Consider the following 17,184-nt stretch of genomic DNA (forward strand, 5'->3'; position numbering starts at 1 on the left):
GAGATGTCGAACGCCTTCGACGTCCACGCCTTGTTGATCGAGATGTTGACGCTGCCGATCCAGGCTCCGTCCTGGCGCACGTGGGCGACGAGGTTTCCGCCGGCATCGACGACGGCGATGTTCATGGGCTGGCCGATCTCGGTGGCCTTCTTCTCGGCGGCGGCGATGACTCGACGAGCATCCTCAAGATTTGCAGACATTTCCGTTCCTTTCGTGGTGGTCGAACTGCGGGGGTGGGTCAGGCTTTGATGTAGCCGTTGGGGTTGAGTACGTACTTCTTGGCGGCGCCCTGATCGAACTCCGCGTAGCCGCGCGGTGCGTCGTCGAGGCTGATCGGCGTCGCCTTCACGGCCTGCGCGATCTGCACCTTGTCATGGAGGATCGCCATCATCAGCTGCCGGTTGTACTTCATGACGGGACACTGCCCGGTCGTGAACGACAGAGATTTCGCCCAGCCGGTGCCGAGGCTGATCGAGAGAGATCCGACCTTGGCGGCGTCATCGACGGCACCGGGATCGCCAGTGACGTACAGACCAGGGATGCCGAGAGCACCGCCCGCGGCGGTGATGTCCATGAGGGAGTTCAACACGGTCGCGGGCGCTTCGTGCGAAGCATCCGATCCGTGTCCGCGCGCCTCGAAGCCGACGGCATCCACGCCGCAATCGACTTCGGGAACACCGAGGATCTGCTCGATCTGATCCTTCGGGTCTCCCTTCGAGACGTCCACCGTCTCGCATCCGAACGACCGGGCCTGCGCGAGACGATCCTCATTCAGATCGCCGACGATCACGGCCGCAGCTCCCAGAAGCTGCGCGCCGACCGCCGCGGCGAGACCCACCGGACCCGCGCCAGCGATGTACACGGTCGAGCCGGGGCCGACCCCGGCGGTGACCGCACCGTGGAAGCCGGTGGGGAAGATGTCGGAGAGCATCGTCAGATCAAGGATCTTCTCGAGTGCCTGGTCGCGGTCGGGGAATTTCAGCAGGTTCCAGTCCGCGTAGGGGACGAGCACGAACTCGGCCTGTCCGCCGACCCATCCGCCCATATCGACGTACCCGTATGCGCTACCCGGCCGGTCGGGGTTGACGTTCAGGCAGATGCCGGTCTTTCCTTCTTTGCAGTTCCGGCAGCGGCCGCATGCGATGTTGAACGGTACGGAGACAATGTCGCCCACCTTGATGAACTCCACATCCGGACCCACTTCGACGACTTCGCCGGTGATCTCGTGTCCGAGCACGAGGCCCGCAGGTGCTGTCGTCCGCCCGCGCACCATGTGCTGGTCGGAGCCGCAGATGTTCGTCGCGACCGTTCTGAGGATCGCGCCGTGCGGCACTTTCCTGCCCACGTTCGCGGGATTCACGCCCGGACCGTCCTTGAGCTCGAACTCCGGGTAGGGAGTGTCGATGACCTCGACGACTCCGGGCCCGTTGTAGGCGACCGCTCGATTGCCCGCCATGACACATCTCCATTCCCGGGCGTCGCCGCCCGCGCTTCGCTGTGGGTCGTGTCTCGAGCATCCTTCATCCATCCGAGTGGCGGTATCGTCCCGTTGGGCCGTCTTTCCCACCCGAAAGGGTGGTGCACTACCGTGGGGGCATGCTCGACGACGATGTACGCGCGCAGGAGCTCGCCGACCCGGACTCCCTCCGCCATGCTCGGACCTCAGCGGGTGAGCGCATGGAAGTGCTCACCGAGCTCATCGACGAGTACTCCACGACTCTCGAGTCGATCCTCGCGGTCCTCAGGTCAGGAAAGGTGGACGACAGTGCCGCGCGGTCGGCGGCCACGGCCGTCGCGGCATCCGGTCTGGTGCATCTCCGCACGGCAAGCGACCGCGTGCGCACATCGGCGGAAGAGCCTGTGACGACCGCATTCGAGCGGCTCCGCGAGGACCTGCGGCCGCTCGTGCACTACCGCGACATCGATGTGCAGTTCGTCGAGCCGCCCGAGGACGGTCGGCCCCTCCCGAGCGAGGTCGCACACGGTGCGCGGGCGGTCGTGCGCGGTTCGGTGCTCGCACTGCTCGAGAGCCCGGAGGTCGGCCGCGTGCGCGTGCAGTGGGACTGCGACGGCACCAATCTGCTCATCGACATGCGCGACGATGGCCACGGCGACATCACGGCCGAATCGGTGTCGGTGCAATCGGTCAGTCAGCGCATCCACGCACTCGGAGGCCGCATCGCCATCACCGCGACCGCGGGGTGGGGAACCGAGATCGCGATCGCCATCCCGCTGGACCCGCCGCATGTGGCGCCCGGGAGCGGCAATGCCTGGGATCTGCGTCCGAGAGAGCACGAGGTGCTCCGCCGGCTGGCCGCAGGACGACGCAACCGCGAGATCGCCGCCGACCTCGGGATCAGCGAGAACACCGTCAAGTTCCACATCGCGAACATCTACCGCAAGCTCGATGTGACGAGCCGATCCGAGGCGACGGCGCTGTTCCTGCGCGCCTGACGCCGCCGCGGCTCACTGGATGACGGTCAACTCCGAAACGGGCGTCTCGAGCACGGACCCCTTCGCCCCCACGGGGACGAGATCGGTCCGCGGAGCAGCCTGAGCCGCGTGACGACCGGCGATCCGGCCGGAGACCATTGCCCAGCCGATGTGCAGGCCGTGATTGAGCAGCTGGAGCCCGCCCTGGCCGGTGGACCCTGCGGCGTACAACCCGGGAATCGGGTCCCCTTCGGGCGTGGTCACGCGCAGCGTGGTGTCGACGGCGAGGCCGCCGTCGGCGAGCGTGATGTACGACTGCATCGGACCCAGCGCGTAGTACGGGCCTTCGCCGATACCCGCGCCGAAGGAGGTCCGTCCGAACTCCGGGTCCTCGCCAGCCGTCGCGTATTCGCGGACCTTCTGGATCGTCGCACGAAGCGCCGAAGCATCGATCCCCGCCTTCGTCGCGAGCTCTTCGATCGTGTCCGCCTTGTGGAACATGTCAGGACGGTAGCGCGCGTAGTCCCCGACGTAGGCGTATGCGACGCCGGGGAACGTCGAGACCGGGTTCGGCCACGCCGAGAACCGCTTCGCGAGCGCTTCGTCGAACACCATGTATCCCTGGTTGCTGTCGGATGCGACTCCGCGGGCCAGCAGCTTGTCGGAGTCCTCGTTCGCGACGCGCTGTCCACGCTCGTTGACGAGGATGGCGCCAGCACCGTACATCGTGTTGTTCGGTCCGACCCAGCTCGTCAGCGCTCCGCGCAGGAGAACGGCCAACAGTCGCGCAGGCAACCGCTCCGCGACGAAACGCACCATGCGGGAGACCGACGGATGCGAGGGCAGCAGCTTGATCGGATCAGGGAAGCGCCCTGGCGGGAAGCGCAGCCCCTCATAGAGTCGGTCCTCGGCGGCGACATGGAACATCCGCTGAACCCGGTGCAGCGTCAGGCCGTGCTCGACATGGATCTGAACACCATGATCGCCGAGGGCGGCAACATCTACTTCCTCAGCAAGATCGGTGCAACGCATGGTCTGAGCTTCCAGCAGATGGCCGGTTCCATGACCGGGATGAGCGAGGCTGCGTATCGGGACATGATGGTCGGCGGCGGACGTCGCCCCGAGGGGAACCGCCTGAAGGATCTCGACGGTTGGACGCCTCCTGCACCGGGCCAGAAGGCGGACACCTTCCGTCCGAACGCTCCGGCGAAGTACACCTCGGCGGTGTTCACCTCGCACGTGCCGGCTATCGGTGCGGCGATGGACCTCGGCAAGACCGAGGAGCCGTACTGGAAGAAGGTCTTCGACGGCTACCAGTGGACGCGCTCGTGGCAGAAGGAGTCCAAGCCGGACGTCGTCATCCTCATCTACAACGACCACGCCACCGCGTTCGATGCGTCGATCATTCCGACGTTCGTGCTGGGCACGGGGGCGTCGTACCCCGTCGCGGATGAGGGTTACGGCCCGCGTCCGGTTCCCGGTATCGAGGGGTACCCCGAGCTCGCAGCGCACCTCGCGCAGTCGATCATTCAGGATGACTTCGACCTCACCCTCGTCAACGAGATGGTCGTCGATCACGGGCTGACCGTTCCGCTGTCGCTCGTCTTCGGCGAACATGAGACAGAGGAGGAGTGGCCGGTCAAGGTCATCCCGCTCGCCGTCAACGTCGTGCAGTACCCGGTGCCGTCCGGACGCCGCTGCTACGAGCTCGGCAAGGCGTTGCGTCGCGCGCTGGACAAGTGGGATGGGCCCGAGCTGAACGTGCAGATCTGGGGTACCGGCGGCATGAGCCACCAGTTGCAGGGGCCGCGCGCCGGCCTCATCAACGAGGAGTGGGACAACGCGTTCCTCGACCACCTCATCGAGGACCCCAAGGGGCTGACCGAGTGGCAGCACATGGAGTACGTCGACGAGGCCGGGTCCGAGGGCATCGAGCTGGTCGACTGGCTCATCGCCCGCGGCGCGATGGACGATCAGTTCGGTGGGGAGTCGCCGTCGACGGATCACCGGTTCTACCATGTGCCGGCATCCAATACCGCTGTCGGACACCTCGTCCTCAGCAACCCGACCGGCTCGAAGGAGTAACTCATGACGGACAAGATCCGCATCGCCGTCGTCGGCGCCAACGGCGCCTTCGGTATCAAGCACCTGGATGGCCTTCAGAACATCGAGGATGCCGAGGTGACGGTCGTCTCCGCCACCTCGCAGGAGAAGGCCGACGGCGTCGCCTCGAAGTACGGCGTCGCGAACGCCGTCGTCGGTCTCGACGCCGTCCTCGAGCGCGACGACGTGGATGCTGTCATCCTCGCGACCCCGACCGGGCTCCACGCCGACCAGACGCAGGCCGTGCTCGCCGCCGGCAAGCATGTGCAGGTGGAGATCCCGCTCGCCGATTCGCTGGCGGATGCCGAGGCCACTCTGGCTGTCGGCGACGCTGCCGAGTCGTCGGGGCTCGTCGCCATGGTCGGCCACACGCGCCGATTCAACCCCTCGCACCAGCTGGTGCACGACCGCATCGAGGCCGGCGAATTCAACGTGCAGCAGATGGACGTGCAGACGTACTTCTTCCGCCGCACGAATACGAACGCCAAGGGCGAGGCGCGGTCGTGGACCGACCACCTGCTGTGGCATCACGCCGCGCACACCGTCGACCTGTTCGCGTACCAGGCGGGCAAGATCGTCGAGGCGCACGCCGTTCAGGGGCCGAAGCATCCCGAGCTGGGAATCGCGATGGACATGGGCATCCTGCTCAAGAGCGAGTCGGGCGCGATCTGCACCCTGTCGCTGTCGTTCAACAACGACGGGCCGTTCGGCACATTCTTCCGCTACATCGGCGACACCGCGACTTACGTCGCCCGCTACGACGACCTGTTCGATGGCAAGGACGAGCAGATTGATGTCTCGGACGTCGCCGTCAGCATGAACGGCATCGAACTGCAGGACCGTGAATTCATCGCCGCGATCCGCGAGGGCCGCGAACCGAACTCGTCGCTGCGTCAGGTGATCGACTGCTATCGCGTACTCGGACAGTTGGAGGAGCAGCTCGCGTGAAGCTTCCCCGCATGGGCCTGGGATGCATGAATCTCAGCCACGCCTACGGCATCCCGCCGTCGCCGGAAGAGGGGCTCGCGCTGCTGCGCGCCGCCCTCGATGCGGGAGTGACCCACCTCGACACCGCGACGCTCTATGGCGGCGGGCGCAACGAGGAGCTCGTCGGGCGCGCGCTTCGCGGCAGGCGCGACGAGGTTGTACTCGCCAGCAAGGGCGGAATGGCTCAGCTCGATGGCGTGAAGGTGATCGACGGGCGGCCCTCCACGCTGCTCGCGCAGGTCGACGCGTCACTCGACCGGCTCGGCGTCGACCACATCGACCTGTACTACCTGCACCGGTGGGACAAGACCGTACCGATCGGCGAGAGCGTCGGGGCGCTCGCTTCTGCCATGGATGCTGGGAAGATCGGCGCCATTGGTCTCTCGGAGGTGTCGGTGGCGACTCTTCGTTCGGCACAAGAGGTCGCCCCGATCGCCGCCGTGCAGAATGAGTACTCGCTGTGGACGCGCAATGCCGAGCTGGGGATGCTCTCCGCGACGGCTGAGGACGGGATTGCCCTCGTCGCATTCTCTCCGGTAGCGCGCGGGTTCCTCAGCGATTCGGTCGGCGACCCCGCTGCGCTCGCTGAGAAGGATATTCGCCGGAAGATGCCGCGGTTCTCGTCGGAGAACTGGCCCGTGAATGCTGCCCTGCTTCCGCAGTGGCGCGCGCTCGCCGCAGAAGCGGGATGCACGCCCGCGCAGCTCGCGCTCGCGTGGCTATTGTCGCGCGGGGAGCACGTCGTGCCGATTCCGGGGACGACCAGCGTTGCGCATATGCGCTCCAACCATGCGGCGGTCTCGCTGTCGGTGGATGCCGGACTGCTCGAGCGTGCTGGCTCGCTCATCGACACGTCGACGGTCGCGGGTCCGCGCTACGCGCCGGGTCCCGCCGCTGAGGTGGATGCTGAGACCTTCGAGGATGCGGCGTGAAAGCCATCTCCTCGATGGCGACGCGTCATGTGCTCGCTGACCTTCTTGAGGCTGCTGCTTCTTCGGGGTTGCCCGCGGTCGAGGTCGAATCGGTCGGGGGAGTGGATGCCGCCGCGCGGGTGGCCGATGGGGAACCGTTCGATCTTGTCTTTCTGGCATCCGGTGCGCTGAAGAAGCTCGCTGCGGACGGGCACGTGTCGGGGCCGATGGTGCCGCTCGTGCTGTCGCAGACCGCGGTGGCTGTGCCGTCCGGATCTTCTTCGCCGGCATCGCGTCCGGACGGACCCGCATTCGCCGACGCTTCGGAACTGCGTGACGCACTTCGTTCCGCGAACCGGATCGGGTACTCGACCGGCCCGAGCGGCACGGCGCTCGTGAAGATGATCGACGACTGGGGCATGACCGATGAGGTCGGCGACCGGCTCATGCAGGCGCAGCCGGGCGTCCCCGTCGCGAAGTCGGTTGCCGCAGGTGTCGTCGACCTCGGCTTCCAGCAGCTCAGCGAGCTCGTGGGACAGCCAGGTGTTCGCATCCTCGGCGTGATGCCTGACGATTGCGCGATCGACACGGTGTTCGCCGGGGCTGTGGCCACGGCATCCACCTCGCCTGCCCGGGCCGCCGAGGTGCTGGCGTTTCTGGCATCCGACTCTGTTGACGAGGTCAAGTCCCGGCACGCATTCGGCGTTCCCGCGCACTGAGTTCCGGCCCGCCGCTCGCCCTGCGGGGAACGCAGGCGCGCGGGCTGTTTTTCACGCCTCCCGGTCCGGTCCTGGCCGCGGAATCCATCCCGCGCGCGCCATCTGGCAGGGCGTCCAGGGCTTCGAGGGCTCGCTTCGCGGTCGTTGAGCGAGCGGAGCGAGACGAAACGCACTGAGCGAGGAGCGCAGCGACGAGTCGAAGTGGCGCTCGCTCCCATACACAGCATGCGCTAGTGTGATCACATAACGAACGCACGTTCGCACAACGAACACTCTCGAGGGGGCGCAGTGATCGACAAGACCGTGGCGGATGCGGCATCCGCCATCGCCGACATTCCGGACGGTGCGACCGTCATGATCGGCGGGTTTGGCAGGGCCGGGCAGCCGGTCGAACTCATCGACGCCCTCATCGCGCACGGCGCGAAGGACCTCACGATCGTGAACAACAACGCCGGCAACGGCGATACGGGGCTCGCGGCGCTCCTCGCCAAGGGGCTCGTGCGCAAGATCCTGTGCTCGTTCCCGCGGCAGAGTGATTCGTGGGTATTCGACGATCTGTATCGTGCGGGCAAGATCGAACTCGAGCTCGTGCCGCAGGGCAACCTCGCCGAGCGCATCCGTGCTGCGGGTGCCGGCATCGGCGCCTTCTTCACCCCGACCGGCGTGGGTACGCAGCTGGCGGATGGCAAGGAGGAGCGTGTGATCGACGGTCGCCGCCACGTGCTCGAGTATCCGATCACTGCGGACTTCGCCCTCATCAGCGCTCTCAAGGGCGACCGCTGGGGCAACCTCGTCTACCGCGAGACGGCGCGCAACTTCGGCCCGATCATGGCGACGGCTGCGACGACGACGATCGTGCAGGTCGATGAGATTGTCGATCTCGGGGCGATCGATCCGGAGACGGTCGTCACCCCGGGCATCTTCGTCGACCGCGTCGTCGCCGTCGGCGAGCGCCGCTGGTTGCGGGATGGCGAGTTCATCGGCGGCGTCGATCTCGAAGGCACGGCATTGGATGCCGCACTGTCGGATGCCGCGACAGAGGAGGCAGTGCGATGACCACCCGCATCACCCGTGACGAACTGGCTGCGCGTATCGCTGCCGATATCCCCGAGGGGGCTTTCGTGAACCTCGGTATCGGCGCTCCGACGCTGGTCGCGAACTTCCTGCCCGATGACCTCGAGATCATCCTGCACACCGAGAACGGGCTGCTCGGCATGGGCGGCGCTCCGCCCGAGGGGCAGATCGACCCCGACCTTATCAACGCCGGCAAGCAGGCCGTCACCGCGGTCGCCGGGGCCGCGTACTTCCACCATGCCGACTCGTTCGCGATGATGCGCGGCGGACACCTCGACGTGTGCGTACTCGGCGCGTTCCAGGTCGCACAGAACGGCGACCTCGCGAACTGGTCGACCGGCGCCCCTGGTGCGATCCCCGCCGTCGGCGGCGCCATGGACCTCGCGATCGGCGCCAAGGACGTGTACGTGATGACCGATCTGCTCGCCAAGGATGGTTCGTCCAAGCTCGTCGCCGAATGCACCTACCCGCTCACCGGTGTCGGCTGCGTCAGCCGCGTCTACACCGACCACGGCGTCTTCGACGTGACGCCAGAGGGCTTCCGCGTGCGCGAAGCCTTCGGCGAGAACACCGTAGCGTCCCTTTCGGAGTTGACTGGCTTGGAGCTGAAATGACCACCACCTACATCTACGACGCCGTTCGCACCCCGTTCGGTCGTGCGGGCGGTGCGCTTGCCGGCATCCGCCCTGATGATCTGGCGGCGACCGTCATGCGCGCGACCGTGGAGCGCACGGGAATCGACCCGGCGCGCATCGCCGACGTGATCCTCGGCGACGCCAACCAGGCGGGTGAGGACAATCGCAACGTCGCCCGCTTCGGGGCGCTGCTCGCAGGTTTTCCGACCTCGGTGACCGGTGTGACAGTGAACCGGCTGTGCGCATCGAGCGTCGAGGCCGTGATCCAGGGAGCGCGGGCGATCGAGTCGGGGGACGCCGAGATCATCCTCGCCGGCGGCGTCGAGTCGATGAGCCGCGCACCGTTCGTCGTTGAGAAGTCGGCGAAGCCGTACCCTGCGACCGGAAACCAGACGATGTGGAACACCGCGATCGGCTGGCGCATGACCAACAGGGCGCTGCCGACGAACTGGACGATCTCCAACGGCGAGGCCGCAGAGAAGGCGGCACGCATTGCGGGGATCAGCCGCGAGGATCAGGATGCTTTCGCCGTGCGCTCGCACGAGCTCGCAGCCAAAGCCTGGGCCAACGGCATCTACGAGGGCGAGATCGTCCAGGTCGCAGGCGCTGAGCTCACCCATGACGAAGGCATTCGCGACGGGTCGACCGTCGAGAAACTCGGCGGCCTGCGGGCACTGTTCGCCGAGGACGGTACGGTCACCGCCGCAAACTCCTCGTCGATCAACGACGGGGCTTCGGCCGTGCTGCTCGGTGCCGAAGGTGCGCTGGATGCTGAACCGCTCGCACGGATCACCGGCCGCGCGGCGCACGGCGTCGACCCGGATGACTTCCCGATCGCGCCGATCGAAGCGGCGAACAAGGCTCTTGCTCGGGCCGGGCGCACCTGGGCCGACGTCGACGTCGTGGAGCTGAACGAGGCGTTCGCGTCGCAGTCGCTGGCGTGCCTGCGCGGCTGGCCGGACCTGGATCCCGAGAAGCTGAACATCCATGGTGGGGCGCTCGCGATCGGGCATCCGCTCGGGGCATCCGGAGGTCGGATCATCGGCCATGCCGCCCATGAGCTGGGGCGCCGCGGCGGGGGAGTCGCGGTCGCTGCGATCTGTATCGGCGTCGGGCAGGGCCTTGCCGTCGTCCTGGAGCGATAAGGTTCTCGAGTGACTGATTCGGATGCCGCACCCACGCCCGATTCGTCATCAGTCGACTTCGTGCAGTCACTCGCGCGCGGCCTCGCCGTCATCCGCGCGTTCGATGGGGAACCGGCCGAGCTGTCGCTCGCCGAAGTGGCGCGCCGGGCCGACATCCCTCGCGCCGCGGCCCGCCGATTCCTGCGCACGCTCGAGCAGCTCGGGTACGTGAGGGCGACGCCGGATGCTCGTTTCCTGCTGACTCCGCGCATTCTCGAGCTGGGCTACGGCTACCTCTCGTCGCTGTCGCTTCCCGAGATCGTCCAGCCGCACCTAGACGAGCTCTCGCACCGGATCGGCGAATCGGTGTCGGTCGCCGTGCTCGACGGAAGCGAGATCCTCTATGTCGCTCGCGCCGCCGCGCGCCGCATCATGAGCGTGCGCATCACGATCGGCACCCGGCTGCCGGCATTCGCGACGAGCATGGGTCGGGTGCTGTTGGCAGGTCTGTCCGAATCGGATGCCGCAGCGCAGCTCGACGCGGCAGAGCTCGTCGCCTACACGCCGCGTACCCGCGCCGACCGTGCCGACCTCGTCGCCGAGATCGACACCGTGCGAGCGCAGGGATGGGCGATGGTGGACGGTGAGCTCGAAGAGGGGCTGCGCTCGATCGCCGTTCCGCTGCAAACGCGCGCGGGAGTGACCGCGGCGCTGAATGTCTCTACGAGCACCGCGCGCGGCGCGGCTGACGATGTGCGGGCGGAGTTGCTGCCAGCGCTCCAGCGCACAGCATCCGAGATCGAGGCGGAGCTCCGCGCTACCCGCGTGTGACCTCTCGCGAAGTCAGGTCGTCGATAACTCGACCGTCAGGACCCAGCCGTCGGGGGCGAGCGCGGCGCCGACCACGGTGAGCTGCGACGCTCCCGCGGCATCCGCGAGCGCGCGGGCGAGCGGATTCACGAGCGCCGTCTCGATCGCCGTCGCGATGCCGCGTCCGCCGAACGGAAGTTTGGTCAGCGCATAGCTCTCGATCGTCTCGCGGGCAGCAGCTGAGACGTCCAGGGACGCCCCCAACCGGGCCCGCACGGTACTGGCCACCGCATCGATGTGCTGGGCCACCAGCTGTCGGCCCACCGGCGCAGTGATCGAATCGAAGACGATGATGTTGTCGCCGATCCGACTGAGCAGCTCCGGGCGCTCGAGCTCCTCGAGGAAGTGCCGCTGGATCTCGGCGAGGATCTGGTCGTGCGCGGCGGCGGAGTCCCCAGCATCCGCCCCGGTGATCGCCCGAGCGGCGCCGAGGTTCGAGGTGAAGATGATGACCGACTCGCTGAAGAACACCGTGTTGCCACTGCCGTCGGTGAGCCTGCCGTCATCGAGGATCTGCAGGAACTTGTCGAGGATGCGCGGGTGCGCCTTCTCGATCTCATCGAACAGCAGCACGGAGAACGGCTTCTCGCGCACGGCGTTCGTCAGCTCGCCTCCGGCACTGTGGCCGATGTATCCGGGCGGGGCTCCGATCAGTCGCGCCTCGCTGTGCTCGGCGGAGAACTCGCTCATATCGAACCGGATATACGCGTCCTCCGCCCCGAAAAGCACCTCGGCGAGGGTCTTGGCGAGCTCGGTCTTCCCCACTCCGGTAGGACCCGCGAAGAACAGGATGCCCTGCGGACGCCGCCCGCGCCGTCCCTGGTGAGCGCCCGTGAGCCCGAGCGCCGAGCGGAGCAGGATATCGGTCGCACGCTGCACGGCACGCGACTGGCCGAGCACGCGCTGCTCGATCGTCTCGGGCGCTCGACGAATGCGGGCCAGCAGCAGCGGGTCCTGCCACGGGTTGTCGACGATCCCAGCCAGATAGCTGCGCACGGCCTCGTCCACGTGCTCGGGGCCGAGCTCCTGGTCGCGCGCGAGCGTGGTCATGCTGCGCATGCCGCGGATCGTGACGCCCTGGGTGGAGTCGGCGAACAGATCGATCGCCTCGGTACGGCCCTCGGGGCCCAGCTCATCGAACCCGGGCAGCTCGGTGAGCAGCGCGCCCGCGGCAAGGCGCCGTGCGCTGAGCGAGGGGAGGGGAACACGGAGCGTCCGCGCATTGTCGGCCGGCCGTAACCAGTCCGGGGCATCGTTCTCGGACTCGCTGATCCAGATGATCGTGTTCCCGGGGGAGACCGTTCGACTGCCGCCGGGCACGCGCGTGACCTCGCGGGTCGCGAGCCTGCGGCTGGCCAGCAGCAAGCGGCCGGCTTCGACGTTGTCGGCATCCGCCCAGATGTTCGACGCCGACTCGACGATCAGCGCGACCCGCGTCTGCGACTGGCTCGCGGACTGCATCATGAGGTCGGCGAGCTTGGCGACCGAACCGACCGTCGCGCGATTGAGATGCGCGTCGGGGAAGAAATCGTTGCTGACGACCTGATCTGCGACATGGTCCAATCGGATGCCGTCGAGCGAGTCGAATCGATAGACGAGGTCGTACTCATTGGCGACGAGGCACTGCTCGATGAGGTCGACCGTCGAACAGAAGGAGCCCTCCGCATGCGGGTAGTGCTGATCGTGCACATTGCCGGTGATCAGATACTGCCCGGTGATCGGCAGGGACAGGTCGAGCTCGCGGACCCACGCCGGGTAGGTCGCCGCATCATCGAGGTGGCTGGCACGGTTCTGGTTCGCGCTGATCACGGCATCCTCCTGGCGTCGGCGTCGGTGAGTCCGATCGACGAGAGCGCGGATCGGTGCGCTTCGGTTCCGGCGCCGAGGAGCGGCGTCGAGTCGCTGCGGACGAAGCGAGGTGGATCGACGCTGAGGGACTCGACCCGCGCGGCCAGCTGGTCGGTGAAGGCCGGGTAGACGCTGAGCGGACCGCCGAGTGCGATCGCGCTCGGGTTCAGCAGAATGACGATATTGGCGACAGCGTGCGCGATCTCATCGATGACGGCATCCGCCTCGGGGTCGAGCGCCGCGGGCGCGAGCATCGCGGACGCACGCTCGAGGTCGATCTCGTAGCGACCGGGATCACCGAGTCCGAGCTCGACGAGCCGCTGCGTGAGATCCAGCCGACCGGCACTGTCGGCGCGGAGATATCCGATCTCGCCCGCGAGGCCCTTGCGGCCGCGGAAGAGCTGTCCGCCGAGCATGAGGCCGGCGCCGAGGCCCGACCCGAGATAGATATAGACGAAGTCGTCCTCGCCGCGCAGCTCGCCCCGGCGGTATTCGCCGAGCGTTGCCCAGTTGACGTCGTTGTCGATTGCGACGTGGGCGGATTCCGGTAGATCGAGCTCGGTGAGCGCACTGAATGCGGCCGCGGGGAACACGGATCGCTCACGGGGGATGGGGGTCCCCGATGCGTAATCAACCGGATCGGCGATTGAGACCGCTGCTGCCAGCACCGGTGCTGGATGCTGTTGCGTGACCATCTCGATCAGACTGTTCGCGGCGGTCACGATTTCGGCGGGCGTCGCATCCGCGGTGATCGCCTCGTCGACGACGACCCGAACGGTGCCGGTCAGGTCGCGGGACTCCACGGTGATCAGGTTGCTCTGAATCACAACCGCGAGAGACCGGCCGTGGTCGGGGTCGAGCTCGAAGAGCGTCGCGACGCCGCCCCGGCGCCCCTCTCGGATGCCCACCTCATGCAGGATGCCGCGCTCGAGCAGTCGCTTCGCTGCTGCTGCCGCGCCCGGTTTCGACAGCCCTGTGATCGTGGCGATCTCGGCGCGGGAGACGGGAGCCGCCGCGTTCGCGACGGCGGTGAGAACAGTGCGATCCGTGATCGAGGCGAGCACCTCCGGGCGGGGGGCGGCGATTCTCGCACTTGACATCGGCATCGATGGTCTCCTATTCTCGGAATCACGCATTCAGTAATAGTACATTACTGAACCTCGAACGCAAGGAGATCTTCTCATGTCAGAGCAGACGAGCTGGGCAACTCCGCCGGATGACTTCCCCGCCGCGATCCGCGCCGTCAAGGCGAAGCTGCGCGAGCAGATCGGTGATGTCGACGCGCTCTTCGCCCGCATCGAAGCGGCCATCGAGCCCAAGGTCATCGAGATCGAGCAGACCCGTGATCGCGGCGAAGACGTCTGGCCGATCGTGCAGTACGCCGATATCGAAGCAGGCACCGTCCCGCAGGAGACGATCGATCTGATCCACCGCCGCGGGTGTGCGATCGTGCGCGGACAGGTAACCGAGGACCAGGCGACCGAGTGGGATCGCTCGCTGGTCGAGTACGTCGACGGCAACGACTTCATGAACCAGTACCGGGGTCCGGCCGATGACTTCTTCGGGACGCTCGACGCATCCACGCCCGAGATTTACCCGATCTACTGGTCCCCCGCGCAGATGGAAGCCCGCCAGCACCAGCACACCGCGAATGTGCAGAGTTTCCTCAACCGCATGTGGAAGAGCGAGTCGCGCGGGGTGACCTGGTTCGACCCCGACCAGGACTCGATGTACCCCGACCGCATCCGCCGGCGCCCGCCGGGAACGAACTCGAAGGGTCTCGGCGCGCACACCGACTCCGGCTCCGTCGAGCGCTGGCTGACGCCCGCGTACCAGCAGGTGTTCGAGTCGATCTTCACCGGTGACTTCGAGTCCTACGACCCGTGGGATGCTGCGTTCCGCACCGAGGTCGACGAGTACCCGTCCTCGACGATGTGCAGCATGTTCCGCAGCTTCCAGGGCTGGCTGGCCATGTCGGAGATGCAGCATGACCAGGGGGTGCTGTGGGTCGTTCCGATCCCCGAGGCGATGGCGTACATCCTCGTACGCGCACTGCTCGATGACGTTCCCGACGACGAGCTCGCGGGCGCGGAGCAGGGCAAGGCGCTCGGCATCAACGAGCAGTACCACCCGCTGCTGATGCGGGCGCGCTCCGGCATCCCGACGGTTCAGCCCGGTGACTCGGTGTGGTGGCATTCCGATGTCATCCACGGTGTCGCGTCGGTGGAGAGCCAGGAGGGCTGGGGCAACGTCATCTACATCCCCGCAGCACCCATGTGCGCGAAGAACGCCGCGTACGCCAAGGAGGTCGCCGAGAACTTCCGCCGCGGTGAGAGCCCCGCGGACTTCCCCAAGGAGGACTACGAGGTCACCTGGTCGAACCGGTTCCAGGAGAGCCAGCTCAACCAGGTCGGCGCCCGAGCTCTGGGCATCGCCCGCAAGGCTCGTGTCGTCGAACGGGCCGCCGCCGCGCCGCGGGGGTGAGGCGGCCGGATCCGGCTTCGACTCGCTGACGCTCGCTCACCCCGTTTCGTCGCGGTCGCTCCGCTCCCTCGCTCAACGACCCGCACACGAGGCTGCCCCCGCGCGAGTGCCACCCCCCCGCGGGAGCATCAGCCACCGCGGGGAGTGCCAGCCCCCGCGGGAGTGCCAGCCACGGCGGGCCGTTGAGCGAGCGAAGCGAGACGAAACGCGCTGAGCGAGGAGCGCAGCGACGAGTCGAAGCGTCCTCCCCATCCAGATCCCACACCCGCGTAGGCTTCTGGCCATGGAGCTGAATGAGACGCGCGCGTGGAACAAGTTCTACGCACCGGGTACCCCGATCGACATCGAGCCCGTGACAGGCTCTCTCAGCGACATGCTCGACGAGCGCGTCGCCCAGTGGAGTGAGCGGCCGGCGATCGCCTTCTTCGACCGAACCGTGAGCTACCGGGAACTCGGCGACCGCGTCTCCCGCGTCGCGAACGCCCTGCGCGAGCGCGGCGTGAAGGCCGGCGACCGGGTCGCGCTGATCATGCCGAACGCTCCGCAGCACGTGATCGCCTTCTACGCCGTGCTGCGCCTGGGCGCGGTCGTCGTCGAGCACAATCCGCTCTACACTCGCGACGAGCTCGAGGTGCAGTTCCGCGATCATGGCGCCACGGTCGTGATCACCTGGGACAAGATCGTGCCGACGCTGCAGGCGCTTCCCGCCGATCTCGGCATCCGCGACATCATCGCCGTCGACGTCACGCGCGCGATGCCGTTCACGATGCGTCTGGCTCTCAGCCTCCCGATCGCGAAGGCGCGCGAGTCCCGAGAGAAGCTCACTGCGCCCGCGCCGGGCGCGACGCCGTTCGCGCAGCTCGAGAAGAGCGCTCCTCTCTCCGACCAGCATCCGCGCCCGACAGCATCCGATATCGCATGTCTGCAGTACACCTCCGGCACGACCGGGACGCCCAAGGGGGCGATCATCACGCACTCGAACCTGTGGTCGAATGCGCGTCAGGGCGCGGCATGGATGCCGGACTTCACCCGTGGCGAGGGACGCATCTACGGGCTGCTGCCGATGTTCCACGCCTTCGGCGTGCTGCTGTCGGTCATCTACTCGGTCGAGACCGGGTCGTGCGCTGTGCTGTTCCCGACCTTCGACCCTGAGCTCGTCTCGAAGGCGGCGAAGAAGTTCCCGCCGACGTTCGTCCCCGCGGTTCCGCCGATGTTCGATCGGCTTTCGCGCGTGGCCAAGGAGGGCAAGCTCGACCTCTCGGGCGTCGTCTATGCGATCTCGGGTGCGATGACTCTGACGCCCGCGATCGTGAAGCGCTGGGAGGACCAGGCCGGCAGCATGCTCAACGAAGGGTACGGGCTCACCGAGACGAGCCCCGTCGCGCTCGCGAACCCCTTCACGGATGCGCGTCGTATCGGCGCGATCGGCCTGCCGTTCCCGTCCACCGACATCAAGGTCGTCGACCCCGATGAGCCGACCCGTGAGGTCGCGCTCGGCGAGGCGGGCGAGCTGCTCATCCACGGACCGCAGGTCTTCCACGGATACTGGAAGCGTCCCGAGGAGACCGCGGCCACCCTGCTCGAGGATCGCTGGCTGCGTACCGGTGACCTCGTCGTGCAGGACGACGATGGCTTCGTGACCGTCGTCGACCGCAAGAAGGAACTCATCATCACCGGCGGCTTCAACGTCTCGCCGAGCGAGGTGGAGCAGGTCATCACCTCGGTCGACGGCGTCGTGTCGTGTGCTGTCGTCGGCATCCCGCGGGGGAGCGGCGCCGAGGTCGTCACGGCCGTCGTCGTCCTCGAAGAGGGGGCGACCTTCGACGGGGATGCTGCGCGTGCCGCTGCCCGCGACCGCTTGGCAGAGTACAAGCGGCCGAGCTCGTACGTCGTGTGGGAGGAGCTGCCGACTTCCCTGATCGGCAAGGTGCTGCGCCGCAAGGTGCGCGACACCCTCATCGCCGACCGCAACGCGACGCGCGCCGCGGACGACTAG

The 17,184-nt window shown here is 67.3% G+C and carries 16 protein-coding genes; 11 read left to right on the plus strand and 5 right to left on the minus strand.

Annotation, left to right across the window (positions count from 1 at the left end; genetic code table 11):
• Both ACTIAO_RS14200 and fdhA read right to left on the minus strand, forming a co-directional pair.
• Positions 1 to 200, minus strand: a 200-nt coding sequence (locus tag ACTIAO_RS14200; RefSeq protein WP_441906868.1) for a GlcG/HbpS family heme-binding protein, incomplete at its 3' end; no start/stop codon positions are given.
• Between the two features lie 38 nt (positions 201 to 238).
• A complete protein-coding gene (gene fdhA, locus ACTIAO_RS14205) occupies positions 239 to 1,456 on the minus strand; it encodes a formaldehyde dehydrogenase, glutathione-independent (RefSeq protein ID WP_441906869.1) in 1,218 nt (405 codons plus the stop codon).
• Positions 1,457 to 1,596: 140 nt separating this feature from the next.
• Between fdhA and ACTIAO_RS14210 the strand changes: the two genes are divergently transcribed.
• Positions 1,597 to 2,454 carry a LuxR C-terminal-related transcriptional regulator gene (locus ACTIAO_RS14210; protein WP_441906870.1) on the plus strand — a complete coding sequence of 286 codons (858 nt, stop codon included), beginning with the start codon at positions 1,597 to 1,599 and terminating at the stop codon, positions 2,452 to 2,454.
• 12 nt (positions 2,455 to 2,466) lie between these two features.
• On the opposite strand, the gene ACTIAO_RS14215 is transcribed toward ACTIAO_RS14210, so the two are convergent.
• Positions 2,467 to 3,360, minus strand: a complete 894-nt coding sequence (locus ACTIAO_RS14215) for an FAD-binding protein (protein ID WP_441906871.1) — start codon at positions 3,358 to 3,360, stop codon at positions 2,467 to 2,469.
• Between ACTIAO_RS14215 and ligA the strand changes: the two genes are divergently transcribed.
• The 8 genes from ligA to ACTIAO_RS14255 all read left to right on the plus strand — a co-directional run bounded on the left by ligA (position 3,352) and on the right by ACTIAO_RS14255 (position 10,817).
• The gene (ligA, locus tag ACTIAO_RS14220) at positions 3,352 to 4,518 is read left to right on the plus strand and encodes a protocatechuate 4,5-dioxygenase subunit alpha (protein ID WP_441906872.1); all 1,167 of its coding nucleotides are present in this window, start codon (positions 3,352 to 3,354) and stop codon (positions 4,516 to 4,518) included. The two genes, ACTIAO_RS14215 and ligA, sit on opposite strands and share 9 nt — an antisense overlap.
• A gap of 3 nt (positions 4,519 to 4,521) precedes the next feature.
• Positions 4,522 to 5,484 (plus strand): Gfo/Idh/MocA family oxidoreductase, encoded by a 963-nt coding sequence (locus tag ACTIAO_RS14225; RefSeq protein WP_441906873.1) that lies wholly within the window; start codon positions 4,522 to 4,524, stop codon positions 5,482 to 5,484.
• Complete coding sequence (locus ACTIAO_RS14230) at positions 5,481 to 6,455, plus strand: aldo/keto reductase (protein WP_441906874.1); 975 nt, start codon at positions 5,481 to 5,483, stop codon at positions 6,453 to 6,455. Before ACTIAO_RS14225 ends, ACTIAO_RS14230 begins: the two co-directional genes overlap by 4 nt.
• Positions 6,452 to 7,153 (plus strand): substrate-binding domain-containing protein, encoded by a 702-nt coding sequence (locus ACTIAO_RS14235; RefSeq protein WP_441906875.1) that lies wholly within the window; start codon positions 6,452 to 6,454, stop codon positions 7,151 to 7,153. The genes ACTIAO_RS14230 and ACTIAO_RS14235 overlap by 4 nt, the downstream gene beginning before the upstream one ends.
• A gap of 288 nt (positions 7,154 to 7,441) precedes the next feature.
• A complete protein-coding gene (locus ACTIAO_RS14240) occupies positions 7,442 to 8,209 on the plus strand; it encodes a 3-oxoacid CoA-transferase subunit A (protein WP_441906876.1) in 768 nt (255 codons plus the stop codon).
• Positions 8,206 to 8,841, plus strand: a complete 636-nt coding sequence (locus tag ACTIAO_RS14245) for a 3-oxoacid CoA-transferase subunit B (RefSeq protein ID WP_441906877.1) — start codon at positions 8,206 to 8,208, stop codon at positions 8,839 to 8,841. The genes ACTIAO_RS14240 and ACTIAO_RS14245 overlap by 4 nt, the downstream gene beginning before the upstream one ends.
• Complete coding sequence (locus tag ACTIAO_RS14250) at positions 8,838 to 10,007, plus strand: thiolase family protein (RefSeq protein WP_441906878.1); 1,170 nt, start codon at positions 8,838 to 8,840, stop codon at positions 10,005 to 10,007. The genes ACTIAO_RS14245 and ACTIAO_RS14250 overlap by 4 nt, the downstream gene beginning before the upstream one ends.
• A 9-nt stretch (positions 10,008 to 10,016) precedes the next feature.
• Positions 10,017 to 10,817 (plus strand): IclR family transcriptional regulator domain-containing protein, encoded by an 801-nt coding sequence (locus tag ACTIAO_RS14255; protein ID WP_441906879.1) that lies wholly within the window; start codon positions 10,017 to 10,019, stop codon positions 10,815 to 10,817.
• A 12-nt stretch (positions 10,818 to 10,829) separates the two neighbouring features.
• Here the strand turns inward: ACTIAO_RS14255 and ACTIAO_RS14260 are convergent, their stop codons facing one another.
• Positions 10,830 to 12,665, minus strand: coding sequence for an AAA family ATPase (locus ACTIAO_RS14260; RefSeq protein ID WP_441906880.1), 1,836 nt, complete (start codon positions 12,663 to 12,665; stop codon positions 10,830 to 10,832).
• A complete protein-coding gene (locus ACTIAO_RS14265) occupies positions 12,662 to 13,810 on the minus strand; it encodes an ROK family transcriptional regulator (RefSeq protein ID WP_441906881.1) in 1,149 nt (382 codons plus the stop codon). The genes ACTIAO_RS14260 and ACTIAO_RS14265 overlap by 4 nt, the downstream gene beginning before the upstream one ends.
• Before the next feature lie 76 nt (positions 13,811 to 13,886).
• On the opposite strand from ACTIAO_RS14265, the gene ACTIAO_RS14270 reads away from it, so the two are divergent.
• Together ACTIAO_RS14270 and ACTIAO_RS14275 are read left to right on the plus strand one after the other, a co-directional pair.
• The gene (locus ACTIAO_RS14270; RefSeq protein WP_441906882.1) at positions 13,887 to 15,188 is read left to right on the plus strand and encodes a DUF1479 domain-containing protein; all 1,302 of its coding nucleotides are present in this window, start codon (positions 13,887 to 13,889) and stop codon (positions 15,186 to 15,188) included.
• Positions 15,189 to 15,471: 283 nt separating this feature from the next.
• Complete coding sequence (locus ACTIAO_RS14275) at positions 15,472 to 17,184, plus strand: long-chain-fatty-acid--CoA ligase (RefSeq protein ID WP_441906883.1); 1,713 nt, start codon at positions 15,472 to 15,474, stop codon at positions 17,182 to 17,184.

Origin of the sequence: Microbacterium sp. (genome assembly GCF_052099035.1) — a bacterium.
Lineage (GTDB): Bacteria > Actinomycetota > Actinomycetes > Actinomycetales > Microbacteriaceae > Microbacterium.